Raw genomic sequence first — 17,744 nt, forward strand, 5'->3', positions numbered from 1 at the left:
GGGTAGCCCCGGGGGGTCAGCTGGTGATGGGGAGCCAGTGGGCGACTTCGCCGGCCCGGTTGCCGGAGGCGGTGAGGGCGCCGGAGTCGAGGGCGGTGGCGAAGTCCAGCAGGCCGGTGGCCAGCAGCAGCCAGGTGCGCGGGTCGGTCTCGACGACGTTCGGCGGGGTGCCTCTGGTGTGCCGTGGGCCCTCGATGCACTGCACCGCGACGAACGGGGGCACGCGCACCTCCACCGAATGGCCCGGGGCCGAGGCCGCCAGGGTGCGCGCGGTGGTGCGAACGGCGGCCGCGAGCTCGGTCCGCGCCGGCGCGGCCACCGAGTCGTCGCGCAGCCATTCGCGCACCGCATCCACCGCCGACCGCAGGTCGGCCGGACTCACCGATTGTCGCGCCACCTCGCCGAGATTACCGGTCTCGGCCACCCACACCCGCGTTCCGCCGGACCACTCGCTCTCGATCGCGCGACAACCACTGGCACCTGAACGCACGCCGAAGGGCCGGGTTACCGCCCGGCCCTTCGGTTTTCGGCACTGATCAGTCGGCGGTCGGCGCGTCCTTCGGGGCCGCACGCATGCCGACGTAGCAGGCCTCGGTGCCGTCGGCGAGGGTCGCGAACACGACGGGCATGTAGTCCTCGCTGAACGAGGGGCCCGCGCCGGAGGCGGCGAAGACCGTCGCCGAGACCGGGGTGAGGTCCATGCTCAACGGCGGGGACATGTCCTTCATATCGTCGACGAATTCGTACAGCATGTGGCCCGAGCCGTCATCCTGCTTACTGACCGTGATGACCACGCCGGCGCGGCGATAGGCGCCGACGAACGGATCGATGTCCACCTGGACCGGCGGCTCGGCGGGCGCGAAGGCCTCCGGCATCCGCACCCCGGCCAGCTCGGCCAGCAGCTCGCGGAACAGCGCCGCGTAGAGCTGGCGCGCGCCACCACCATTGGTGAGCAGCGCGACGGCGACCCCGGCTTCGGGGATGGCGCGCAGGTAGGCGTACTGCCCGATGGCGGCACCGTCGTGACCGAAGCCCTTGATGCCGTTCCAGTCGTAGGTGGTCCAGCCGAGGCCCCAGCCGTCCGCGCTGACGGTCCACTTGTCCGGCACGTCGATCTCCCGATGCTGCATCGCCGCAACGATTTCCGGCGACAGCACGGACGTTCCGTCGGCGGCGCGGCCACCCTCGAGGTGCATCCGGGTGAACCGCACCATGTCACCCGCCGTGCTGATGACCCGCGCCGCGGGTGCGACCGAGCGCGGCATGATGTCCCACTCCGGCGTCGGATCCGGGTACTGGCCCGGCTCGCCGAGGTGGCTCATCGCGGTGCGGAACTTCAGCGCCTGCTCCGGCAGCGTCACTAGATGGTCGAGGCCGAGCGGGGTGGCGAGCAGGTCCTGTACGGCCGCGTCCCAGGTCATGCCGGTGAGCACCTCGATGACACGGCCGAGCACGATGTAGCCGAGGCCACCGTAGGAGACCGCCGTGCCCGGCTTGCAGTCCAGCGCGACTTCCCGGGCGGCCCGGACATATTCGGCGAGGCAGTCATCGCCGCGGCCGCCATCGAAATTGAAGTCGTTGGTGACGCCGCCGGTGTGGCTGAGCAACTGGCGGACCGTGATCACCTTGGTGGCTTCCTCGTCCGGCGTCGCGAACTCGGGCAGCACGCCGACGACGGGCGCGTCCAGGTCGAGCCTGCCCTGGTCGACCAGGCGCATGATCATCGTGGCGGTGTAGACCTTGGCGATCGAGCCGCACAGGAACACCGAGTCGGTGGTGACCGGCACCCCGGTGCCGCGATGCAGTACGCCGCTGGCGATTTCGTAGACCTTGCCGTCGACCAGGATCGCCAGCGACGCGCCGGGCACGTGGTGGGCCGCGCGGAGTTCGTCGAGCCGCTGCTGCCAGTGCGCGGGAGAGAACTTCCGGCCGACCGAGTCGGCGCTGCCCCAGTTCCCCTGCACCTTCCAGTCGCCCTTGGCACTCCAGCTCACGTTGTTCGACATGTTCTTCTCCTGATCCGAATCCCCGGCGAGTACGCCGTTCTCCTGTTGCGAACACTGTACGCACAACGGAACGTTGTGCGCAAGTGCGCATGACGTACTTATTTGTTTTGCCTGATGAAAGGGGGTCTCAGTCCTTCGAATCGACGAATCCGGCGATGCCGGGCCGGGCCGTGCCTACGGTCGGGCAGTCCCGAGAAGCCGCGCCAGGCGTGGCGCGATGGCACCGCCCGCATTGATGGCCAGGTGCAGCAGAGCCGGGGCGGTGACGCTTCCGGTACGACGGCGCAGCCAACCCAGGGCGACGCCGCCCGCGGCCGTGGCGGCGATCGCCACCGGGACGCTGTCGCCCGCGGCGCGAGCCGGGTGAATATGCCAGAGGCCGAAGGTCAGTGCGCCGAGCACCGATCCGAGACGAGAGCCGAACGTGTTGTCCAGCAACGGGTCCAGGGTGGTGCGAAAGATCATCTCTTCGCTGTAGACGGTGCCGATCGGGATATGCACCGCGATCCATTCCGCGGAAGATACCTCCGGTCCACGATCGTCCAACTCGTGCAACCGTTTCCGCACCGACGGAATCGCGAGGGCCACACCGTAACCGGCGGCAACCAGCGAGGCCGATACAGCGCCATACCGAAACCCCTTCGCCGAGCACCAATTCGGCGCTCCGCGAAAGGCGACGACGTAAGCGGTGGCGAATCCCGCGTTGGCGGCGGTCCTACCCCGAACGCCGAGCCCGAGCCCCGGCAACACCCAATTGCTCCAAGCCAATGGAATACCAATGGCGGCAACGGTTTCCGGAGCGGTACTCATTTCGTCTCCCGCTCGAAATCCTCGGCGGTCTCGATCTCGGTCCTGATTCGATCGGACACCCCCGCGCTCCAATCCGGCGGCGCGGCAATGGCCGCCCACCCATCGAGCACGAGATTCCCGTAGCGGTGCCCGTGCCCGTCGGTGACGCCCTGCGCGTTGGTGAGGTCGGCGGCGACCTGCCAGAAGGTGACGAACGGCCACCAACGCATCTGCGAGGACACATCCGCGCCACGCGGCTCGGACAGCCAATCCGGTTGCGAGAAAATGAGATCCGTCGACCACCAGACGATCGGGTCGGACGCGTGCTGCAGATAGGCGATCCGCGGCGGCCGCCACTCGGTGGACGGGCGCGCGAGATCGGCACTGTCCGAGGCGAATCGCACCACCAGGCCGTCGGCGTACACCGGCTCGATCTCCCGCGAGCCTGGGTCGCGCCGCGAAACGAACTGTTCCCAAAGCCGATTCGAGTTCGGCGGCCCGACCCACAGCGCGCCGTCCACCTTGGTCCGCAGATCGGCGAGCCCGTCGAAGGCGGCCTCGGAACCCTGCGAGCCCAGGCTCTCCCCGTACACCAGCAGCTTCGGCCGCTGCTGCGGTGGCCGCGCGCTCCAGTGCCGGTAGACCGCGTCGAACATGGCTCGGCCCGCGGTCGTCGCCTTGCCACGGTCCGCGAGGAAGGACAGCACGCTGGGCAGATAGGAATACTGCGAGGCGACGATCGCGCTGTCGCCGCCATACATGTACTCGACGGCCGCGGCCGCCATGCCGTTCACCCACCCGGTTCCGGTGGTGGTCACCACCACCAGCACCTTCCGGTCGAAGGCGCCGGTGCGCTCCAGTTCCGCGGCGGCCAGTTCCGCCGGATCCTGGTCGGCCTTCGCCGATTCCAGTCCTACGTAGGCGCGGATCGGTTCGCGGGCCGGCTTGCGGGTCACCTCACTGATCTTGCTCGCGGTCGGCCCGTGCGAAACGAACCAGCGGCCCTCGTAGCCGAGGCTCTCCCACTTCGCCAGGGAGGCCGGGCTGCCGGAGCGTTCGGGTTGTACCGGCTGGGTCGCGTTGGCCGAGGTGTGATCGTTACGCACGCTGAACGCCGAGTTCGCGACGGCGAAGAAGGCTCGCGAGGCCACACCGTTGAAGATGGTCACGGCCAGCACCACGAGCACCAGAAACCCGGCGGCGGGCGCCAACTCACGCGGCACCCGCACCCACGTGTTGAGCAGCCGGGCCAGGAACCGGATGACCTCGCGCACCGTCCGGTACACCGCCACCACCGCCATCCCGACGGACAAACTCAGCAGCCCGGTGCGCAGGTAGGCGGGCGTGGTGGTGCCCGCCATGCCCATCAGCGCGGTGATCTCACGCTGCCAGCGCGCCGACTGGACCAGCATCAGCGCGGCGCTGAGCGCGGCGGTGATCAGGATCGCGGACTTCACCGCGTAGCGCACCCAGGTGGGCGGCGGCGGAATCTTCGTCAGCCGCGGCCGCACCCACAGCCGGAACAACCACTCGAGCACACAGCCGACGCCGTAGCCGAGCGCGGCGTTGATCCCGCTGATCAGGCCCTGGAACAGCCAGTCACGCGGCAGCAGTGACGGCGTCACCGACAGCGCGAAGAACACCGTCGCGAAGACCAGCCCGACATAGTTCAGATCGATGATGTCTTCCGCGCGCCGCACGACGACGATGCCGCGCGCACGCAGCTTCGTCAGGGTGGAGGCGGTCTCGAGCACCCGAACAGTATGGCGGTCGGGTACCGCCTACGGGACGTTGCCCGGGCCGCTACCCAGCACATCGACGCAGATCACAGTCGAGAGCACAGGATAGCGCCAGACCGTGCGAATTAAGCTGCGACCGGCAACTACCCAGACTGCTCGAGTAGTTGTACACGGTTGCGCCGGTGCACGTGTCGGCAAAATTCTTACCCATGAGCACTCCCAACGCCCAGTCGAAAACCACTTCGGCCTTCATCGCGCAAGCCGCGATCGCGTTCGGCGTCAGCTTCTTCGGGGTCTGCGTCGGCATCTGCTATCTCCCGCTGGACATGTGGCAGCGCGGCTTTCTCGCGATGTCGCTGCTGTTCCTGGTGACCAGCACCTTCACCTTGGCGAAGGTGGTGCGTGACCAGCACGAGGCCGCGACCGTGCACGGTCGCATCGACCAGGCACGGTTGGAAAAGCTGCTCGCAGAGCACGATCCGTTCAACGCCGTGTCCTGACGCGCCTGGGCGGGCCTCGTACACGAGGGGTCCTGGTCCGCCCAGGCCGGCGTCCTACTTGAGGGAGCGCTCCCGAACCGCGGACTGCTCCAAGTAGTTTCGGATCCGATCCGACAGATCCGCCGACCAATCCGGCGGCTCGGCCAGCGCGGCCCAGGCGTCGAGCACCAACGTGCCGTAGCGATGACCGTGCCCGTCGGTGACGCCCTGCGCGTTCGGCAGGTCCGCGGCAACCTGCCAGAACGTGACGATCGGATACCACGCCATGGTCGGCGACACGTCCGACCCGCGCGGTTCGCGCAGCCAATCCGGTTCGTTGAACAGCAGATCCGGCGACCACCAGACCACCGGATCGGACGCGTGCTGCAGATAGGCGATGCGCGGGGTGAGCCAGGTGCCCGACGGCTGCCACAGGTCGCCGCGGCCGTCGGCGAACCGCACCACCAGTCCGTCCGCGTAGGTCGGCAGCACCTCGGGTGAGCCGGGATCGCGGCGGGCGACGAACTCGCCCCACAGCCGGTTCGAGTTGGGCGGCCCCACCCACAGCACGCCGTCGGCCTTGGTGCGCAGGTCGGTCAGGCCGTTGAACGCGCCCTCCGAGCCTTGCGAGCCGAGGCTCTCGCCGTAGACGAGCAGCTTCGGGCGCGCCGCCGCCGGCCGCGCCGACCAGTGCTCATACACCTTGTCGAACACCAGCTTTCCCATCCGCGTCGCCTTCGCCTTGTCCGAGAGGAACGACAGCACGCTGGGCAGATACGAGTACTGGGTGGCGACGATGGCGGTGTCGCCGCCGTACATCATCTCGACGGATTCGGCGCTGGTCGAGTCGACCCAGCCGGTGCCCGTCGTGGTCACCACGACCAGCGCCTTGCGATCGAAAGCACCGGTGCGCTCGAGCTCGGCGGCGGCCAGCTCGGCCTGCGCCTCGGGGCCATCGGCCGATTCCAGTCCGGTATAGACCCGGATGGGCTCGCGCGCGGGTTTGCCGGTGACCCTGGCGATGTCGGCCGCGGTCGGCACATAGGAGACGAACCAGCGGCCCTCCGAGCCGAGCGTCTCCCACTTCGCCAGCGAGTTCGGGCTGCCGGACCGTTCCGCGAGCTGCGGCTGGGTGGCATTGGCCGAGGTGTGACTGTTGCGCACGCTGAACGCCGAATTCGCCACCGCGAAAAAGCCTTTGGCCAGCACGCCGTTGAACAGCGTCACGGCCACGATGGTGACGATCAGGAAGCCGATGGGCAGCGCGAACCTCCCCGGAATGTGCACCCGCTGGGTCAGCTCGCCGGCAACCCATCTCACCAGCCAGCGGACGGCGCGGAACACCCCGATCACCAGCGCGATCACGGCGGCGCTCAGCGCACCCGTGCGCAGGAAGCCGGTGGTCGTGGTGTCGTCCATCCCCATCAGCTCGGTGATCTCGCGCTGCCACCGCGCCGACTGCACCAGCATCACGATCGCGACGACGACGCAGCCGAGCACCACGAGCACCTTGATCGCGCCGGGCACCCACGTGGGCAGATCGGCGAAAGCCTTTGTCACGGAAGCGGGTAGCCGCGGCCGGACCCAACTGCGAAACGCCCACTCCAGCAGGCAGCCGACGCCGTAGCCGATGGCCGCGTTGACCCCGCCGATGAGCCCCTCGAACAGCCAATCCCGCGGCAGCAGCGAAGGAGTCAGCGACAACGAGAAGAACAGCGTGGCAACGATCAGCCCGACATAGTTCGGGCGGAAGAAACGCTCGACGGTGCCGACGATTTCGCCGGCACCACCGGCCAGACGCAACGAGACCGCTTCAGCCTCCGGCGTCATCAGATCGTGCTTGCTCCGAACAACTTCGGCAGCGTGCCCTCGTGCGCGGCCCGCAGCTCGTCCATGGGGACGGAGAATTGTCCTTGTACCTCAACGGAATCGGTGCCCTGGTCGACCACGCCGATGCGCGTCCACGGCAGGCCGCGGGCGGTGCACATCTTGGTGAACCGGGTCTCCTCAGAGCGCGGCACCGCGACGAGCACGCGGCCCGCCGACTCGGAGAACAGCGTGACGAACGGGTCGGCATCCTCGGGAAGCAGGACGCGGCAACCGGTTTCACCGGCCAGCGCGGCCTCGACGACGGTCTGGATCAGCCCGCCCTCCGAAAGGTCGTGCGCGGCGCTGATCATGCCGTCGCGCGAACCCGCGGTGAGCACCTCGGCGAGCAGCTGCTCGCGCGCGAAGTCGACCACCGGCGGCACGCCGCCGAGGTGGTCGTGCACCACCTGGGACCAGATGGAGCCGCCGAACTCGTCGCGGGTGTCGCCGAGCAGGATCAGCGTCTCCCCCGGCTCCAGGCCGAGTCCGGTCGGGATGCGCCGGTGCACGTCGTCGATGACGCCGAGCACGCCGACCACCGGGGTCGGCAGGATGGCGGTCTGTCCGGTCTGGTTGTAGAAGCTGACGTTGCCGCCGGTGACCGGAATACCAAGCGCGACACAGCCGTCCGCGAGACCGCGGACCGCCTGCTGGAACTGCCACATCACACCGGGATCCTCGGGCGAGCCGAAGTTGAGGCAGTTGGTGACGGCCTTCGGGGTGGCGCCGGTGGTGGCGACATTGCGGTAGGCCTCGGCCAGCGCGAGCTGCGCGCCGGTGTACGGGTCCAGCTTGGTGTAGCGGCCGGACGCGTCGGTGGCCAGCGCGATGCCGAGCCCGGTCTGCTCGTCGATCCGGATGACGCCCGCGTCGGCATGCTCGGCGAGCACCGTGTTGCCGCGCACGTAGCGGTCGTACTGCTCGGTGATCCATTTGCGGCTGCACAGCTGCGGGCTGGCCAGCATCCGCAGCAGCGTCGCGCGCAGTTCGTCGCCGGTCTTCGGGCGGGTCAGCTTGTCGGTGCTGTCGGCGATCAGCGCGTCCTGCTCGTCCGGACGCCGCACCGGGCGCTCGTACACCGGGCCCTCGTGCGCGACGGTGCGCGGCGGCACGTCGACCACGGTCTCGCCGTGCCAGGTGATGACGAGGCGGTCGCCGTCGGTGACCTCGCCGATCACCGTCGCGAGGGTGTCCCACTTGCGGCACACCGCCATGAAGGCGTCCACGTTCTCCGGGGTGACCACCGCGCACATGCGCTCCTGCGATTCGCTGGAGAGCACCTCGGCCGGGTTCATCCCGGTCGCGCGCATCGGCACCTTTTCCAGGTCGATGTGCATGCCGCCGTCGCCCGCGGCCGCGAGTTCGGAAGTGGCACAGGACAACCCGGCGCCGCCGAGGTCCTGGATGCCGACCACCAGCTTGGCCGCGTACAGCTCGAGACAGCACTCGATGAGCACCTTCTCGGTGAACGGGTCGCCGACCTGCACGCTGGGCAGCTTCTTGCGCCCGGTGCCACTCTCGTCACCGGAGAAGGTGTCCGAGGCGAGCACCGAGACGCCACCGATGCCGTCCAGGCCGGTGCGCGCGCCGAACAGAATGATCTTGTTGCCGGTGCCGGAGGCGAAGGCCAGGTGCAGGTCCTCGACCCGCATCACGCCCGCGCACAGCGCGTTCACCAGCGGATTGCCTTGGTAGGACGGGTCGAACACGGTCTCGCCGCCGATGTTCGGCAGGCCGAGCGAGTTACCGTAGCCGCCCACGCCGCGCACCACACCGTCGACCACGCGCCGAGTGTCGGCCGCGTCCGCCGCGCCGAAGCGCAGCTGGTCCATCACCGCGATCGGCCGGGCACCCATCGCCATGATGTCGCGCACGATGCCGCCGACGCCGGTCGCCGCGCCCTGATACGGCTCGACATAGGACGGGTGGTTGTGGCTCTCCACCTTGAAGGTGACGGCCCAGCCGTCACCGATGTCGACGACGCCCGCGTTCTCGCCGATGCCCGCGAGCATCGAGGACCGCATCTCCTCGGTGGTGGTCTGGCCAAAGTAACGCAGGTGCACCTTCGACGACTTGTAGGAGCAGTGCTCGCTCCACATCACCGAGTACATCGCCAGTTCGGCGTCGGTCGGCCGACGGCCGAGAATTTCCTTGATGCGGGCGTACTCGTCGTCCTTCAGACCCAGCTCTTTATAGGGTTGCGGCACGTCGGGGGTTGCTGCGGCTGCGCTGACGGTGTCGACCTGCGAAGTCACGGGGTATCTGGGTCCTTTCGACATGATCGGGAGCGCTACGTGGTTACGCCGCGCTACCTCCTCCGCGCCTGACCCGATTATGTCGGTGTCCTTTCGACCTGATCGGGCGCGCTACGTGGTTACGCCGCGCTGCCTCCTCCGCGCTTGACCCGATCACGTCAGGGGTCCTTTCGGGCCGGGAGCGCGAAGCTGGGGATTCGCCTGGAAGTTTAGCCGTGACCGTTGGTGGGCACCGGGCCGCATCGACATCCCGCCCGGTTCGCCGGATTCCTGTGTGCCAAGTCATAGGCCGCGACCGGGACCGCGCGCGCCGACGCGGGTCACACCACCGGTCACAGATACTCTGGGCCCGTGAACGAACGATCGGGGGTTGCGGATTCCGCTGAGCCGGTTGCCTCGAAGAACCTGAACAGCGGTGCGTCCGTGGCGCAGGCCGGTACCGCGCGTGTTCCGTTGTCGCGGGACCAGCGGCGCTGGCTACTGGTCGCGATCGGCCTCTTCGCCGCGTCCGCGGTCCTGTCGCTACTGGTCCACTGGTGGTCCGGCTACATCGATCTACAGGTGTACCGCAACGGCGCCCGGGTCTGGCTCGACGACGGCGAGCTGTACGGGCCGATGCCGCCGGTTGCCGGCATCGGGTTGCCGTTCACCTATCCCCCGCTCGCCGCGCTGTTCTTCGCGCCGCTCGCGCTGATGCCGTTGCCGATCGCCGAAGTGCTGGTGGTGCTGACCTCGCTGGCCAGCCTCGGTGCCACGCTGTGGGTGGTGCTCGCGCGGATCCGGCCCGAGCTGCCCCGGGTCACCACCGCGACGATCGTCATCGGCGCGATCGCGCTGCTGCAGACCTTCGAACCGCTGCGCCAGACCTTCGGCTTCGGCCAGATCAACCTGGTGCTGATGGCCGCGATCACGCTGGACTGCTTGGTGCGCAAGCCATTCTGGCCGCGCGGCATGCTGATCGGCATCGCGGTGTCGGTGAAGCTGATTCCCGGCGGGTACCTGCTGTATTTCCTGCTGCGTAAGGACTGGAAGGCGGCGGGCACGCTGGTCGTCTCCGCGATCGGCGCGGTCGGCCTGGGATTCCTGCTGTTCCCGAGCGATTCGACCGAGTATTGGTTCCATACCCTCGCCGACACCGGCCGGATCGGGCCGCCGTACTTCGCGGGCAACCAGTCGATCAAGGGCATGGTGTTCCGGCTCGGCGTCGCCGACTCGGTGGCCACCCTGCTGTGGATCGCGCTGTCGCTGGTGGCGATCGCCCTGGCCGCCGTCTGGATGCGCAGGCTGATCGCCGCGGGCGCGAACGTGGCCGCGCTGATGGTGAATGCCGCGGTGGTGCTGCTGGTTTCGCCGATCTCCTGGTCCCACCACTGGGTATGGATCGCGCCCGCGCTGGTGGTGACGGCCGACGCGATCGTGCGCGGCCGGCGCAGCCCACTGTTCCTCGGCTCCGTCGGCGCGCTGACCGTCATGTTCATCATCGGACCGCAGTGGCTACTGCCGCACTCCGAGGACAAGGAGCTCGGCTGGGCCTGGTGGCAACAGCTCATCGGCAGCAGTTATGTGCTCGCCACCCTCGCGGTGTTCGTCGTCGCGGTGGCGACCTATCACCCGGTGACGGCGGGCGTCAGGAAGGCGGCCAGCGCCGCGGCGTAGGCCGGAACATCGGCGGCGCCCATGATTTCGCGCGCCGAATGCATGGCCAGCTGGGCCGCACCGACATCGACCGTCGTCATGCCGGTGCCCGCCGCGGTCATCGGGCCGATGGTCGAGCCGCACGGCAGATCGGCGCGATGCACGTAGCGCTGCAACGGAACTCCCGCCTGCGCGCACGCCAGCGCGAACGCGCCCGCGCCGACGGCGTCGGTGGCGTAGCGCAAATTCTGATTGACCTTGAGCACCGGACCGCCGTTCACCTGGATCCGGTGGGCGGGCTCGTGCCGCTCGGGATAGTTGGGGTGCGTCGCGTGTGCCATGTCGCCGGAGGCGCAGACCGAAGCGGCCACCGCGGCAAAGAATTCGGCGCGATCGCCGCCGCGCGACAGCACGATCCGTTCCAGCACCGTCGGGAGCAGATCGGACTGGGCGCCGCGATCGGACTGGCTGCCGACCTCCTCGTGGTCGAAGGTGGCGAACACGGGAATCGCCGCGCCCGGCGCTTCGGCCGCGGCGAGAAAGGCGTGCAGGCCCGCGTAGCAGGTGCCCTGGTTGTCCAGCCGCGGCGCGCTGACCAGATCCCCGTCGCGGCCGACGATTCGGCTCGGCGCCAGGTCGTGCGTCATCAGTTCCCAGCCGAGCAGCGCGGCCGGGTCGAGCTCCGCACGCTCGGCGACGAAGGCCAAGAAGGCACGTGGCTCGTGGCCGACGCCCCACACCGCGTTGACATGCCGCTGCGGATCCAGCGTGACACCCTTGCGGTCGTCGGACAGGTGAATGGCCAGCTGCGGCACCCGCAGGATCGGCTCGTCGATCCGAACCAGCTGCTCGCGCACCGCATCTCCGTCACGCACGGTGAGCCGCCCGGAGATGCCGAGCTCGCGGTCGAGCCAGGAATTGAGCCACGCCCCGCCGTAGGGTTCCAGGCCGACCAGCTGCCAGCCCGCCGACGCCAGATCGGGATGCTGTTTGACGCGCAGGTTCGGGCTGTCGGTGTGCGCGCCGACGACCCGGAACGGTGTCACCCCCGCGGCGTCCGCCGTCGCCCACGCGATCAGTGAGCCGCCCCGCACCACGTAGTGCTTGTTCGGGCCGTCCGATGGCCACGGTGCCGATTCGTCGAGGCGGGTGAAACCGTTCGCGTCCAGTTCGGCTGCCACCGTCCGGCAGACGTGGAAGGGCGAGGGCGACTCATCGATGAACGCGCACAACCCGGTGGCCGTGGCAGCAGTGGTGGAAACGGGCATGCTGCGATCCTAGGGTCCGGTGATCTTGTGCACGGAAGGTGCTGATCAGGGCAGGGCCGGTGGCGTTCCCGCCAGGCGCGAACGCCGACCTGCCCACCTACTACCTGCTAAGTCATCCGCTAAGTCATCCTGCTGCTGCTCGGTACTACTGGTGGTGCTGAACTACTTGGCGTACGTGTCGCAGGTCGCGGCCACCCGGCTCATCTTGGAGCCGAGTTCCGGGCTGTCGCCGAGGGCCTGATCCAGACCGTTGGTCATTTTCTGGCCGACCAGCTGCTGCAGCGTATTCGCACGCACGTCCGGCGCGACCTCGTACGCCATCTTCAACATGCCCTTCTGCATCGGTGAGGCGTCGAGCCGCGCCGCCATCTCCGGCAGTTCCGTGTGGATCGCGCCGTCAATTTGCGTGAAGGAGCACTGCGAGGTGAGCAGCGGCGAGAGATCGCCGATCATATCCGCGGACGCAATTCCCGTTCCGAACAACGAAGCACCTGCGGCGATCCCGCTGATGGCGAGAGAGGCGAAGGCGTAACGCGGGTTGAGCATCTTCATGAATTCACCCTTCGGAGAGCTCGATCGGATGTTCGGGGCTGAATACCCCGGCGGTGATGGTACCCAAGGAATTCCACGGGTCACCGACCGCGTCCGGTCAGCGCACGTTTACGCCGGATTCGCCGAGCGTGCTTTGACTGCCGGACATGGGCGAATCGCGCCGAATATTTCCGTACGGACCTTTCCGGCGGCGTTGGCGCGTCGAACATCGTTGCGCCCCATAGCGGCAACGGATACCGCCGCATGTCAACTGACCAGTTCGTAAGCCATTCTACGTAATTCGGACATTACATCGTGTCGCCGCACGAACAGTACGGGCGGCGTGCTAAAAGCTTGTCCTATGAATTGGAGCGTAAACGCAGAAGCGCACAACTCCCGCAGATCACGTTCCGTAGCCACCATCGCGGCGTCCGGACTGATCGCCTGCGCTATGACAACATTGGGGGTGTCGACGGCTACGGCCGATCCGGCCACCGACGCGAAACTGGTAACCACCTCGGTTACTTCACCCGACGGCTCGCGGATAACCGACACCGAGTCCATCGACGATCGTAATATCCGACTTCAGGTTTATTCCGCGGCAATGGACAAGACCTTTCCGGTCGAGATTCAGCGCCCCGCGGATACCTCGGCGCCGAGGCCCGCCCTGTATCTGCTGAGTGGCGCGGGCGGCGGCATCGACATCGCCTCCTGGCAGGCGCAAAGCGACGCCCGCCAGTTCATGGCGGACAAAAACGTCAACCTGGTGCTGCCGATCGGCGGCATGTTCAGTTATTACACCGACTGGATCAAGGATGACCCGGTACTCGGGCGCAACAAGTGGAAGACCTACCTGACCGAAGAACTGCCGCCCATCATCGACGCGGCCCTCGGCACCAATGGCGTGAATTCCATCGCGGGCATCTCCACCTCGGCCACCACGGTGCTTGCCCTGCCCATCGCCAAGCCTGGCCTCTTCAAAGCCGCCGCCGCCTATAGCGGCTGCGCCCAGACCAGCGATCCGCTCGGTTCGCGGTTCGTCAAATTCGTGGTCGACGGGTACGGCAATGCCAACCACGAAAACATGTGGGGGCCGACGGGATCACCCGACTGGGTCGCCAACGATCCGTACATCAACGCTGAAGGGCTGCGCGGCACGGAGCTGTATATCTCGTCGGGCAACGGCCTGCCCGGCCGCTATGACACCCTGGACGGCCCGCACACCCAGCCGGGCGTGAGCGGGCTGGCCAATCAGATCATCATCGGCGGCATGATCGAGGCGGCCACCAATAACTGCGCGCACAATCTGCAGACCAGGCTGAACGAACTCGGTATCCCGGCCACATACGCGCTGCGGGATTCCGGCACGCACTCGTGGGGCTACTGGCAGGACGAGCTGAAGGCGTCCTGGCCGGTGCTGGCGCAAGGTATGGGCTTGCCTGCCTAACCGCTACGACCAGCAGCTAGACGGTTCCTGGAGGACCGGGTACGGCCTGCTCGCGGGCCGCCCGGTCCTTCCTTGCGTTTGCCGGGCGTGCGTAACCGTGCCGGACACGGCAGGCCGCGGGTACAAGGCGGATCAGCGGGCAGCACGGCAGGACAGGAGTTGTCCGACAGCGTGGGTGTGGACACCAGCAACGCGGTACGTATTCAGAGTCGAGCGGCGCGACAGATGCACGGCCGTTTCTCGGGGGGAAGCGCCGCCGGTGCTCTGAGCTACAACATCAAGAGTCACCCGTGCAGGCGCGTCAGCAATACATTGCGGCTTTCTCGCACGTGCTTATAGCCGAAAACGAGATCGTGCCGGACGCCTGCAGTGCGTCCGGCACGATCTCGATCTGTCCAGCTAGACAGGGGCCCAGCTGGGCGGGTGCAAACTAGACGACCGCGATGATGATCGCCAGAATCACGCCGAGGGCCGCGACAGCAGCACCGAGAAAACTACCAACACCGGGGAGCAGCATTCTTCCTCCTGTTTATGGATTGATCCACTGCGATGCGCAGTGGCCATCATTGCCAGTTTGTGGCTTGTGAATGTCGAACAGCCTCACTCGGGAGGCGTTCATGATCTCGGCCTGCTCGGAGACTTCCAGTCGGACGCTCGATTCAGCGGAGCATCCGGCACGATCTCGATCGCAGCAGACCGGACGGTTACTAGTTAGACGACGGCGATGACGATTGCGAGAATCACGCCGAGGGCCGCGACGGCAGCACCCAGAAAACTACCAACACCGGGCAGAAGCACAGTTCCTCCTGTTTGTCGGTCGAGCTTGATCAGATGTCGAGCTGCCTCGACCACAGCGAATCAGCCGAGGTTCGCCTCACCGAGGAGGCATTTCACGAACTCAGCTAGCTGGAAGGCTGCTGATTAAACGACGGCGATGATGATCGCGAGAATCACGCCGAGGGCCGCGACAGCAGCACCGAGGAAACTACCAACACCGGGGAGCAGCATTTTTTCTCCTGTTTGTCGGTGGATCAATTTATCGAGCAGTAGCGAGGACGCCAACTGCCGATTGAAGACTGTAGAACATCCCAGGCCGATACAAAAATCGGCCGAGGCCGCCTCACTGCGGAGGCGGCTTCGTGATCTCGATCAGAGCAGCAAACTAGATGACCGCGATGATGATGCCGAGAATCACGGTCAGAGCGGCAACAGCGGCACCGGCCATACTTCCAACGACGGGGAGCAGCATTGTTTCTCCTGATGGTAGGTCGAACGATTTGATCGATCGGCAGCGGTCGCCACCGTCGATTTCATACTGTCGACTTCCTCGACATATCAGAAAGTAGCCGACATTGCCTCACATCGGAGGCGTTTGACGAACTCGGCCAGTTGGAAACTTAGACGACCGCGACGATGATGCCGAGAATCACGCACAGAGCGGCAACAGCGGCACCGGCCATACTTCCAACCACGGGCAGCAGCATTGTTCCTCCTGATAGTAGGTCGATCCATGGATGACTTAGCGTTGGTGATCATGCCAACTGTCACGGAACAAACCTCGAACCGACTCGGCGTGTCGGCAAATTCAACGACACACCCCCGTTCTGGGCGGCGAATTTAATTGGACGCCAATACTCATTAATCGAATTGGACGATCGACCGGCCAGCCCAATGCTCAACCGGCGCAAGCAAATCCATCGAACGCGACCCCATAGAACAATCCCCATACCATCCCTCCCGTTGCACATGCAAAAGCGCAGGAGTGGTCGGATAGTCCACCGGGCGGCAAAAGTCGCCACAGCGCACAACGGGAGACGGCAACAGCCCTGGCGATCACCACGTGCGGACCGCAATCACACAGACGGCACCGCGTCAATGACCCGAATCAGAAAGGTTTACGCTTCGGATATTCCGAATCGTTTGGTGTCAATCAATTCCACACAGAATTGACGAGTGGGCGGCCGATCGCGGCAATTACCGACGGATCGGACTTTCAGGACATTTGTCCTTGAATTCGCGTTACTCAGGGTTCGCTGAAACGAGTTCCAGCAGTCGCATGAGTTCGGTGTAGCGACGCGCACCGATCCGGGAACGCAGTTCCTGCTCCGCCCGCGCCTCCTCGGCCCGCACCGCGGCGACCAACTCCGCACCGAGCCGGCTCAGCCCGATCAGGATCCGCCGACGGTCGTCCTGCGCCGCCAGCCGGAAGATCAGACCGCGCTCGGCCAGGTAGTCCGCGTGCCTGGTCGCCGAGGACGGAGCGAGCTGCGACCTGGCCGCTAGCTCGCTCATGGTGATGCCGGTCTCACTGGAGAGATTCGACAACATCGACCACTGGTCGGGTGTGAGCTGCCTGGCACACAGTGCGGCGTCCAAGTGACGCAGCCAACCGCGTTCCGCGGCACGCAGCGCACCATGCAGCGTCGAATATCCGCTTACAATGGTCGTCATTGTTATTCCTGCCTGCCATGAATTTCGCTCTAACGAGAAGAAGAGTACCGAATGCCGGCGTTCGGCGAGAGCCCAGAGGGCACTATCGAGATCCTGAACATAGTCCCGATGCAGGGACCTGGCGGTATCGTGGCACCCTCCTGCGACGCGGCGATTTCCCTCGCCGTCGACGAAATCAACCGGGGCACAGGAATTCTCGGGCGCGAAATTCGTACTACGAATATTGATGGCGGGCGCCCACCACACGAGGTCGCCAGCGAGGTTTCCGCCCTGCTCGCCACCGGCATGGTGGACGCGATCACCGGTTGGCACACCTCCGCGGTGCGGCGGGTGGTGGCCAGGGCGACCGCCAGCCGGGTGCCCTATTTATTCGCCACCGGGCACGAGGGTCTACCGGACGAGCTACCCGGTGTGCTGATGCTCGGCGAGCACCCGGCGGGGCAGACGCTGCCCGCGCTGCACTGGCTCGCGCGCGAGCACGGCGTGCGCCGCTGGGCCATCATCGGCAACGACTACATCTGGCCGAGGGAGTCGGCCAAGGCGATCCGCAACAGCCTGACCGACCCCGCCGACGTCGTACTGGAGCGGTTCGTGCCGCTGGGCGCACCCGATTTCGGCGACTTCCTGAACCATCCGGCGCTGGACCTGGCCGACGGCGTGGTGATACTGATGGTCGGCGCGGATGTGTCCCGGTTCAACCGGCAATTCGCCGCGACCGGACGCGCGGCCGCGCAGCTGCGGATCAGCCCCGCCGCCGACGAGAACGTGTTACTGGCAGGCGGTGCGAGCGCCAACCACAACTTCTATGTCGCGTCCAGCTTCTTCATCGACGAGCACACCTCCGACGGGCGGGACCGAGTCGACCGCTATCGCAAGCTGCACGGCGAATTCGCGCCGGCGCTGACCAGTTTCAGCAACATGACCTACGAGGCCATTCACACGCTGGCCGGGCTCGCGCACGCGGTGGGTTCGCTGCGGGTGCCCGACGTGCTCGGCGCCATCGACCACGGCGTGCTGCTGGACACCCCGGGCGGGCAGCGAGCCTTCCAAGGCAACCAGGCCATTCAGCACGGCTACATCGCCCGCGCGAACGGTGTGCGATTCGACATCGTCGCCAGAATCACCTGAGCTGTGTCTAATGGCGGCGCCTGCGGCGCCGCGTGTTCGCGGCCCCCTGATGTCGCGCGTCCGAGCTGTCGAGACTCGCGCCTGCGGCGCATGCGCTTCGACAGCTCGGACGCGCGACGGGCCGCGAACCGCGCACGCAAAACACGC

General features: G+C 66.8%; 13 protein-coding genes. 4 read left to right on the forward strand and 9 right to left on the reverse strand.

The features are described from left to right. Positions 1–16: 16 nt before the first annotated feature. From ACIBCN_RS31395 to ACIBCN_RS31410, 4 genes are all read right to left on the reverse strand, one after another. Positions 17–397, reverse strand: a complete 381-nt coding sequence (locus ACIBCN_RS31395) for a sterol carrier family protein (protein WP_396995530.1) — start codon at positions 395–397, stop codon at positions 17–19. A 139-nt stretch (positions 398–536) separates the two neighbouring features. Beyond that, positions 537–2,006 (reverse strand): serine hydrolase domain-containing protein, encoded by a 1,470-nt coding sequence (locus ACIBCN_RS31400; RefSeq protein WP_396995316.1) that lies wholly within the window; start codon positions 2,004–2,006, stop codon positions 537–539. Between the two features lie 174 nt (positions 2,007–2,180). Continuing rightward, the gene (locus tag ACIBCN_RS31405) at positions 2,181–2,816 is read right to left on the reverse strand and encodes a lysostaphin resistance A-like protein (protein WP_396995317.1); all 636 of its coding nucleotides are present in this window, start codon (positions 2,814–2,816) and stop codon (positions 2,181–2,183) included. After that, positions 2,813–4,549, reverse strand: a complete 1,737-nt coding sequence (locus ACIBCN_RS31410) for an alpha/beta hydrolase (RefSeq protein ID WP_396995318.1) — start codon at positions 4,547–4,549, stop codon at positions 2,813–2,815. The genes ACIBCN_RS31405 and ACIBCN_RS31410 overlap by 4 nt, the downstream gene beginning before the upstream one ends. 194 nt (positions 4,550–4,743) lie before the next feature. On the opposite strand from ACIBCN_RS31410, the gene ACIBCN_RS31415 reads away from it, so the two are divergent. Beyond that, positions 4,744–5,034 (forward strand): YiaA/YiaB family inner membrane protein, encoded by a 291-nt coding sequence (locus ACIBCN_RS31415; RefSeq protein ID WP_396995319.1) that lies wholly within the window; start codon positions 4,744–4,746, stop codon positions 5,032–5,034. Between the two features lie 54 nt (positions 5,035–5,088). On the opposite strand, the gene ACIBCN_RS31420 is transcribed toward ACIBCN_RS31415, so the two are convergent. Both ACIBCN_RS31420 and purL read right to left on the reverse strand, forming a co-directional pair. Next, positions 5,089–6,843: an alpha/beta hydrolase gene (locus tag ACIBCN_RS31420; RefSeq protein WP_396995320.1), complete on the reverse strand. Its 1,755-nt coding sequence runs from the start codon at positions 6,841–6,843 to the stop codon at positions 5,089–5,091. Beyond that, positions 6,843–9,137, reverse strand: a complete 2,295-nt coding sequence (gene purL / locus ACIBCN_RS31425) for a phosphoribosylformylglycinamidine synthase subunit PurL (RefSeq protein WP_396995321.1) — start codon at positions 9,135–9,137, stop codon at positions 6,843–6,845. The genes ACIBCN_RS31420 and purL overlap by 1 nt, the downstream gene beginning before the upstream one ends. Positions 9,138–9,488: 351 nt before the next feature. Here purL and ACIBCN_RS31430 point away from each other — a divergent pair, with 351 nt between their 5' ends. Next, positions 9,489–10,793 carry a glycosyltransferase 87 family protein gene (locus ACIBCN_RS31430; RefSeq protein WP_396995322.1) on the forward strand — a complete coding sequence of 435 codons (1,305 nt, stop codon included), beginning with the start codon at positions 9,489–9,491 and terminating at the stop codon, positions 10,791–10,793. Here the strand turns inward: ACIBCN_RS31430 and ACIBCN_RS31435 are convergent. Beyond that, positions 10,745–12,040 (reverse strand): M18 family aminopeptidase, encoded by a 1,296-nt coding sequence (locus ACIBCN_RS31435; protein ID WP_396995323.1) that lies wholly within the window; start codon positions 12,038–12,040, stop codon positions 10,745–10,747. The two genes, ACIBCN_RS31430 and ACIBCN_RS31435, sit on opposite strands and share 49 nt — an antisense overlap. 162 nt (positions 12,041–12,202) lie before the next feature. After that, complete coding sequence (locus tag ACIBCN_RS31440) at positions 12,203–12,592, reverse strand: hemophore-related protein (RefSeq protein ID WP_396995324.1); 390 nt, start codon at positions 12,590–12,592, stop codon at positions 12,203–12,205. A 430-nt stretch (positions 12,593–13,022) separates the two neighbouring features. On the opposite strand from ACIBCN_RS31440, the gene ACIBCN_RS31445 reads away from it, so the two are divergent. Next, positions 13,023–14,018 carry an alpha/beta hydrolase gene (locus ACIBCN_RS31445; protein WP_396995325.1) on the forward strand — a complete coding sequence of 332 codons (996 nt, stop codon included), beginning with the start codon at positions 13,023–13,025 and terminating at the stop codon, positions 14,016–14,018. A 2,019-nt stretch (positions 14,019–16,037) separates the two neighbouring features. Here ACIBCN_RS31445 and ACIBCN_RS31450 read toward each other — a convergent pair. Continuing rightward, on the reverse strand, positions 16,038–16,469 hold the full coding sequence (locus ACIBCN_RS31450; RefSeq protein WP_396995326.1) for a MarR family winged helix-turn-helix transcriptional regulator: 432 nt from the start codon (positions 16,467–16,469) through the stop codon (positions 16,038–16,040). A 51-nt stretch (positions 16,470–16,520) separates the two neighbouring features. Between ACIBCN_RS31450 and ACIBCN_RS31455 the strand changes: the two genes are divergently transcribed. Further along, entirely contained in the window at positions 16,521–17,597 is a 1,077-nt protein-coding gene (locus ACIBCN_RS31455) for a substrate-binding domain-containing protein (protein WP_396995327.1), read from the forward strand. Positions 17,598–17,744: the final 147 nt, after the last annotated feature.

Source organism: Nocardia sp. NPDC051052 (assembly GCF_044456045.1).
GTDB lineage: Bacteria > Actinomycetota > Actinomycetes > Mycobacteriales > Mycobacteriaceae > Nocardia.

Coding starts and splice junctions, on each gene's coding strand:
- ACIBCN_RS31435 (WP_396995323.1), bottom strand. CDS start 12,040: ATGCCCGTTTCCACCACTGCTGCCACGGCCACCGGGTTGTGCGCGTTC.
- ACIBCN_RS31450 (WP_396995326.1), bottom strand. CDS start 16,469: ATGACGACCATTGTAAGCGGATATTCGACGCTGCATGGTGCGCTGCGT.
- ACIBCN_RS31405 (WP_396995317.1), bottom strand. CDS start 2,816: ATGAGTACCGCTCCGGAAACCGTTGCCGCCATTGGTATTCCATTGGCT.
- ACIBCN_RS31415 (WP_396995319.1), top strand. CDS start 4,744: ATGAGCACTCCCAACGCCCAGTCGAAAACCACTTCGGCCTTCATCGCG.
- ACIBCN_RS31455 (WP_396995327.1), top strand. CDS start 16,521: ATGCCGGCGTTCGGCGAGAGCCCAGAGGGCACTATCGAGATCCTGAAC.
- ACIBCN_RS31440 (WP_396995324.1), bottom strand. CDS start 12,592: ATGAAGATGCTCAACCCGCGTTACGCCTTCGCCTCTCTCGCCATCAGC.
- ACIBCN_RS31420 (WP_396995320.1), bottom strand. CDS start 6,843: ATGACGCCGGAGGCTGAAGCGGTCTCGTTGCGTCTGGCCGGTGGTGCC.
- ACIBCN_RS31445 (WP_396995325.1), top strand. CDS start 13,023: ATGACAACATTGGGGGTGTCGACGGCTACGGCCGATCCGGCCACCGAC.
- ACIBCN_RS31400 (WP_396995316.1), bottom strand. CDS start 2,006: ATGTCGAACAACGTGAGCTGGAGTGCCAAGGGCGACTGGAAGGTGCAG.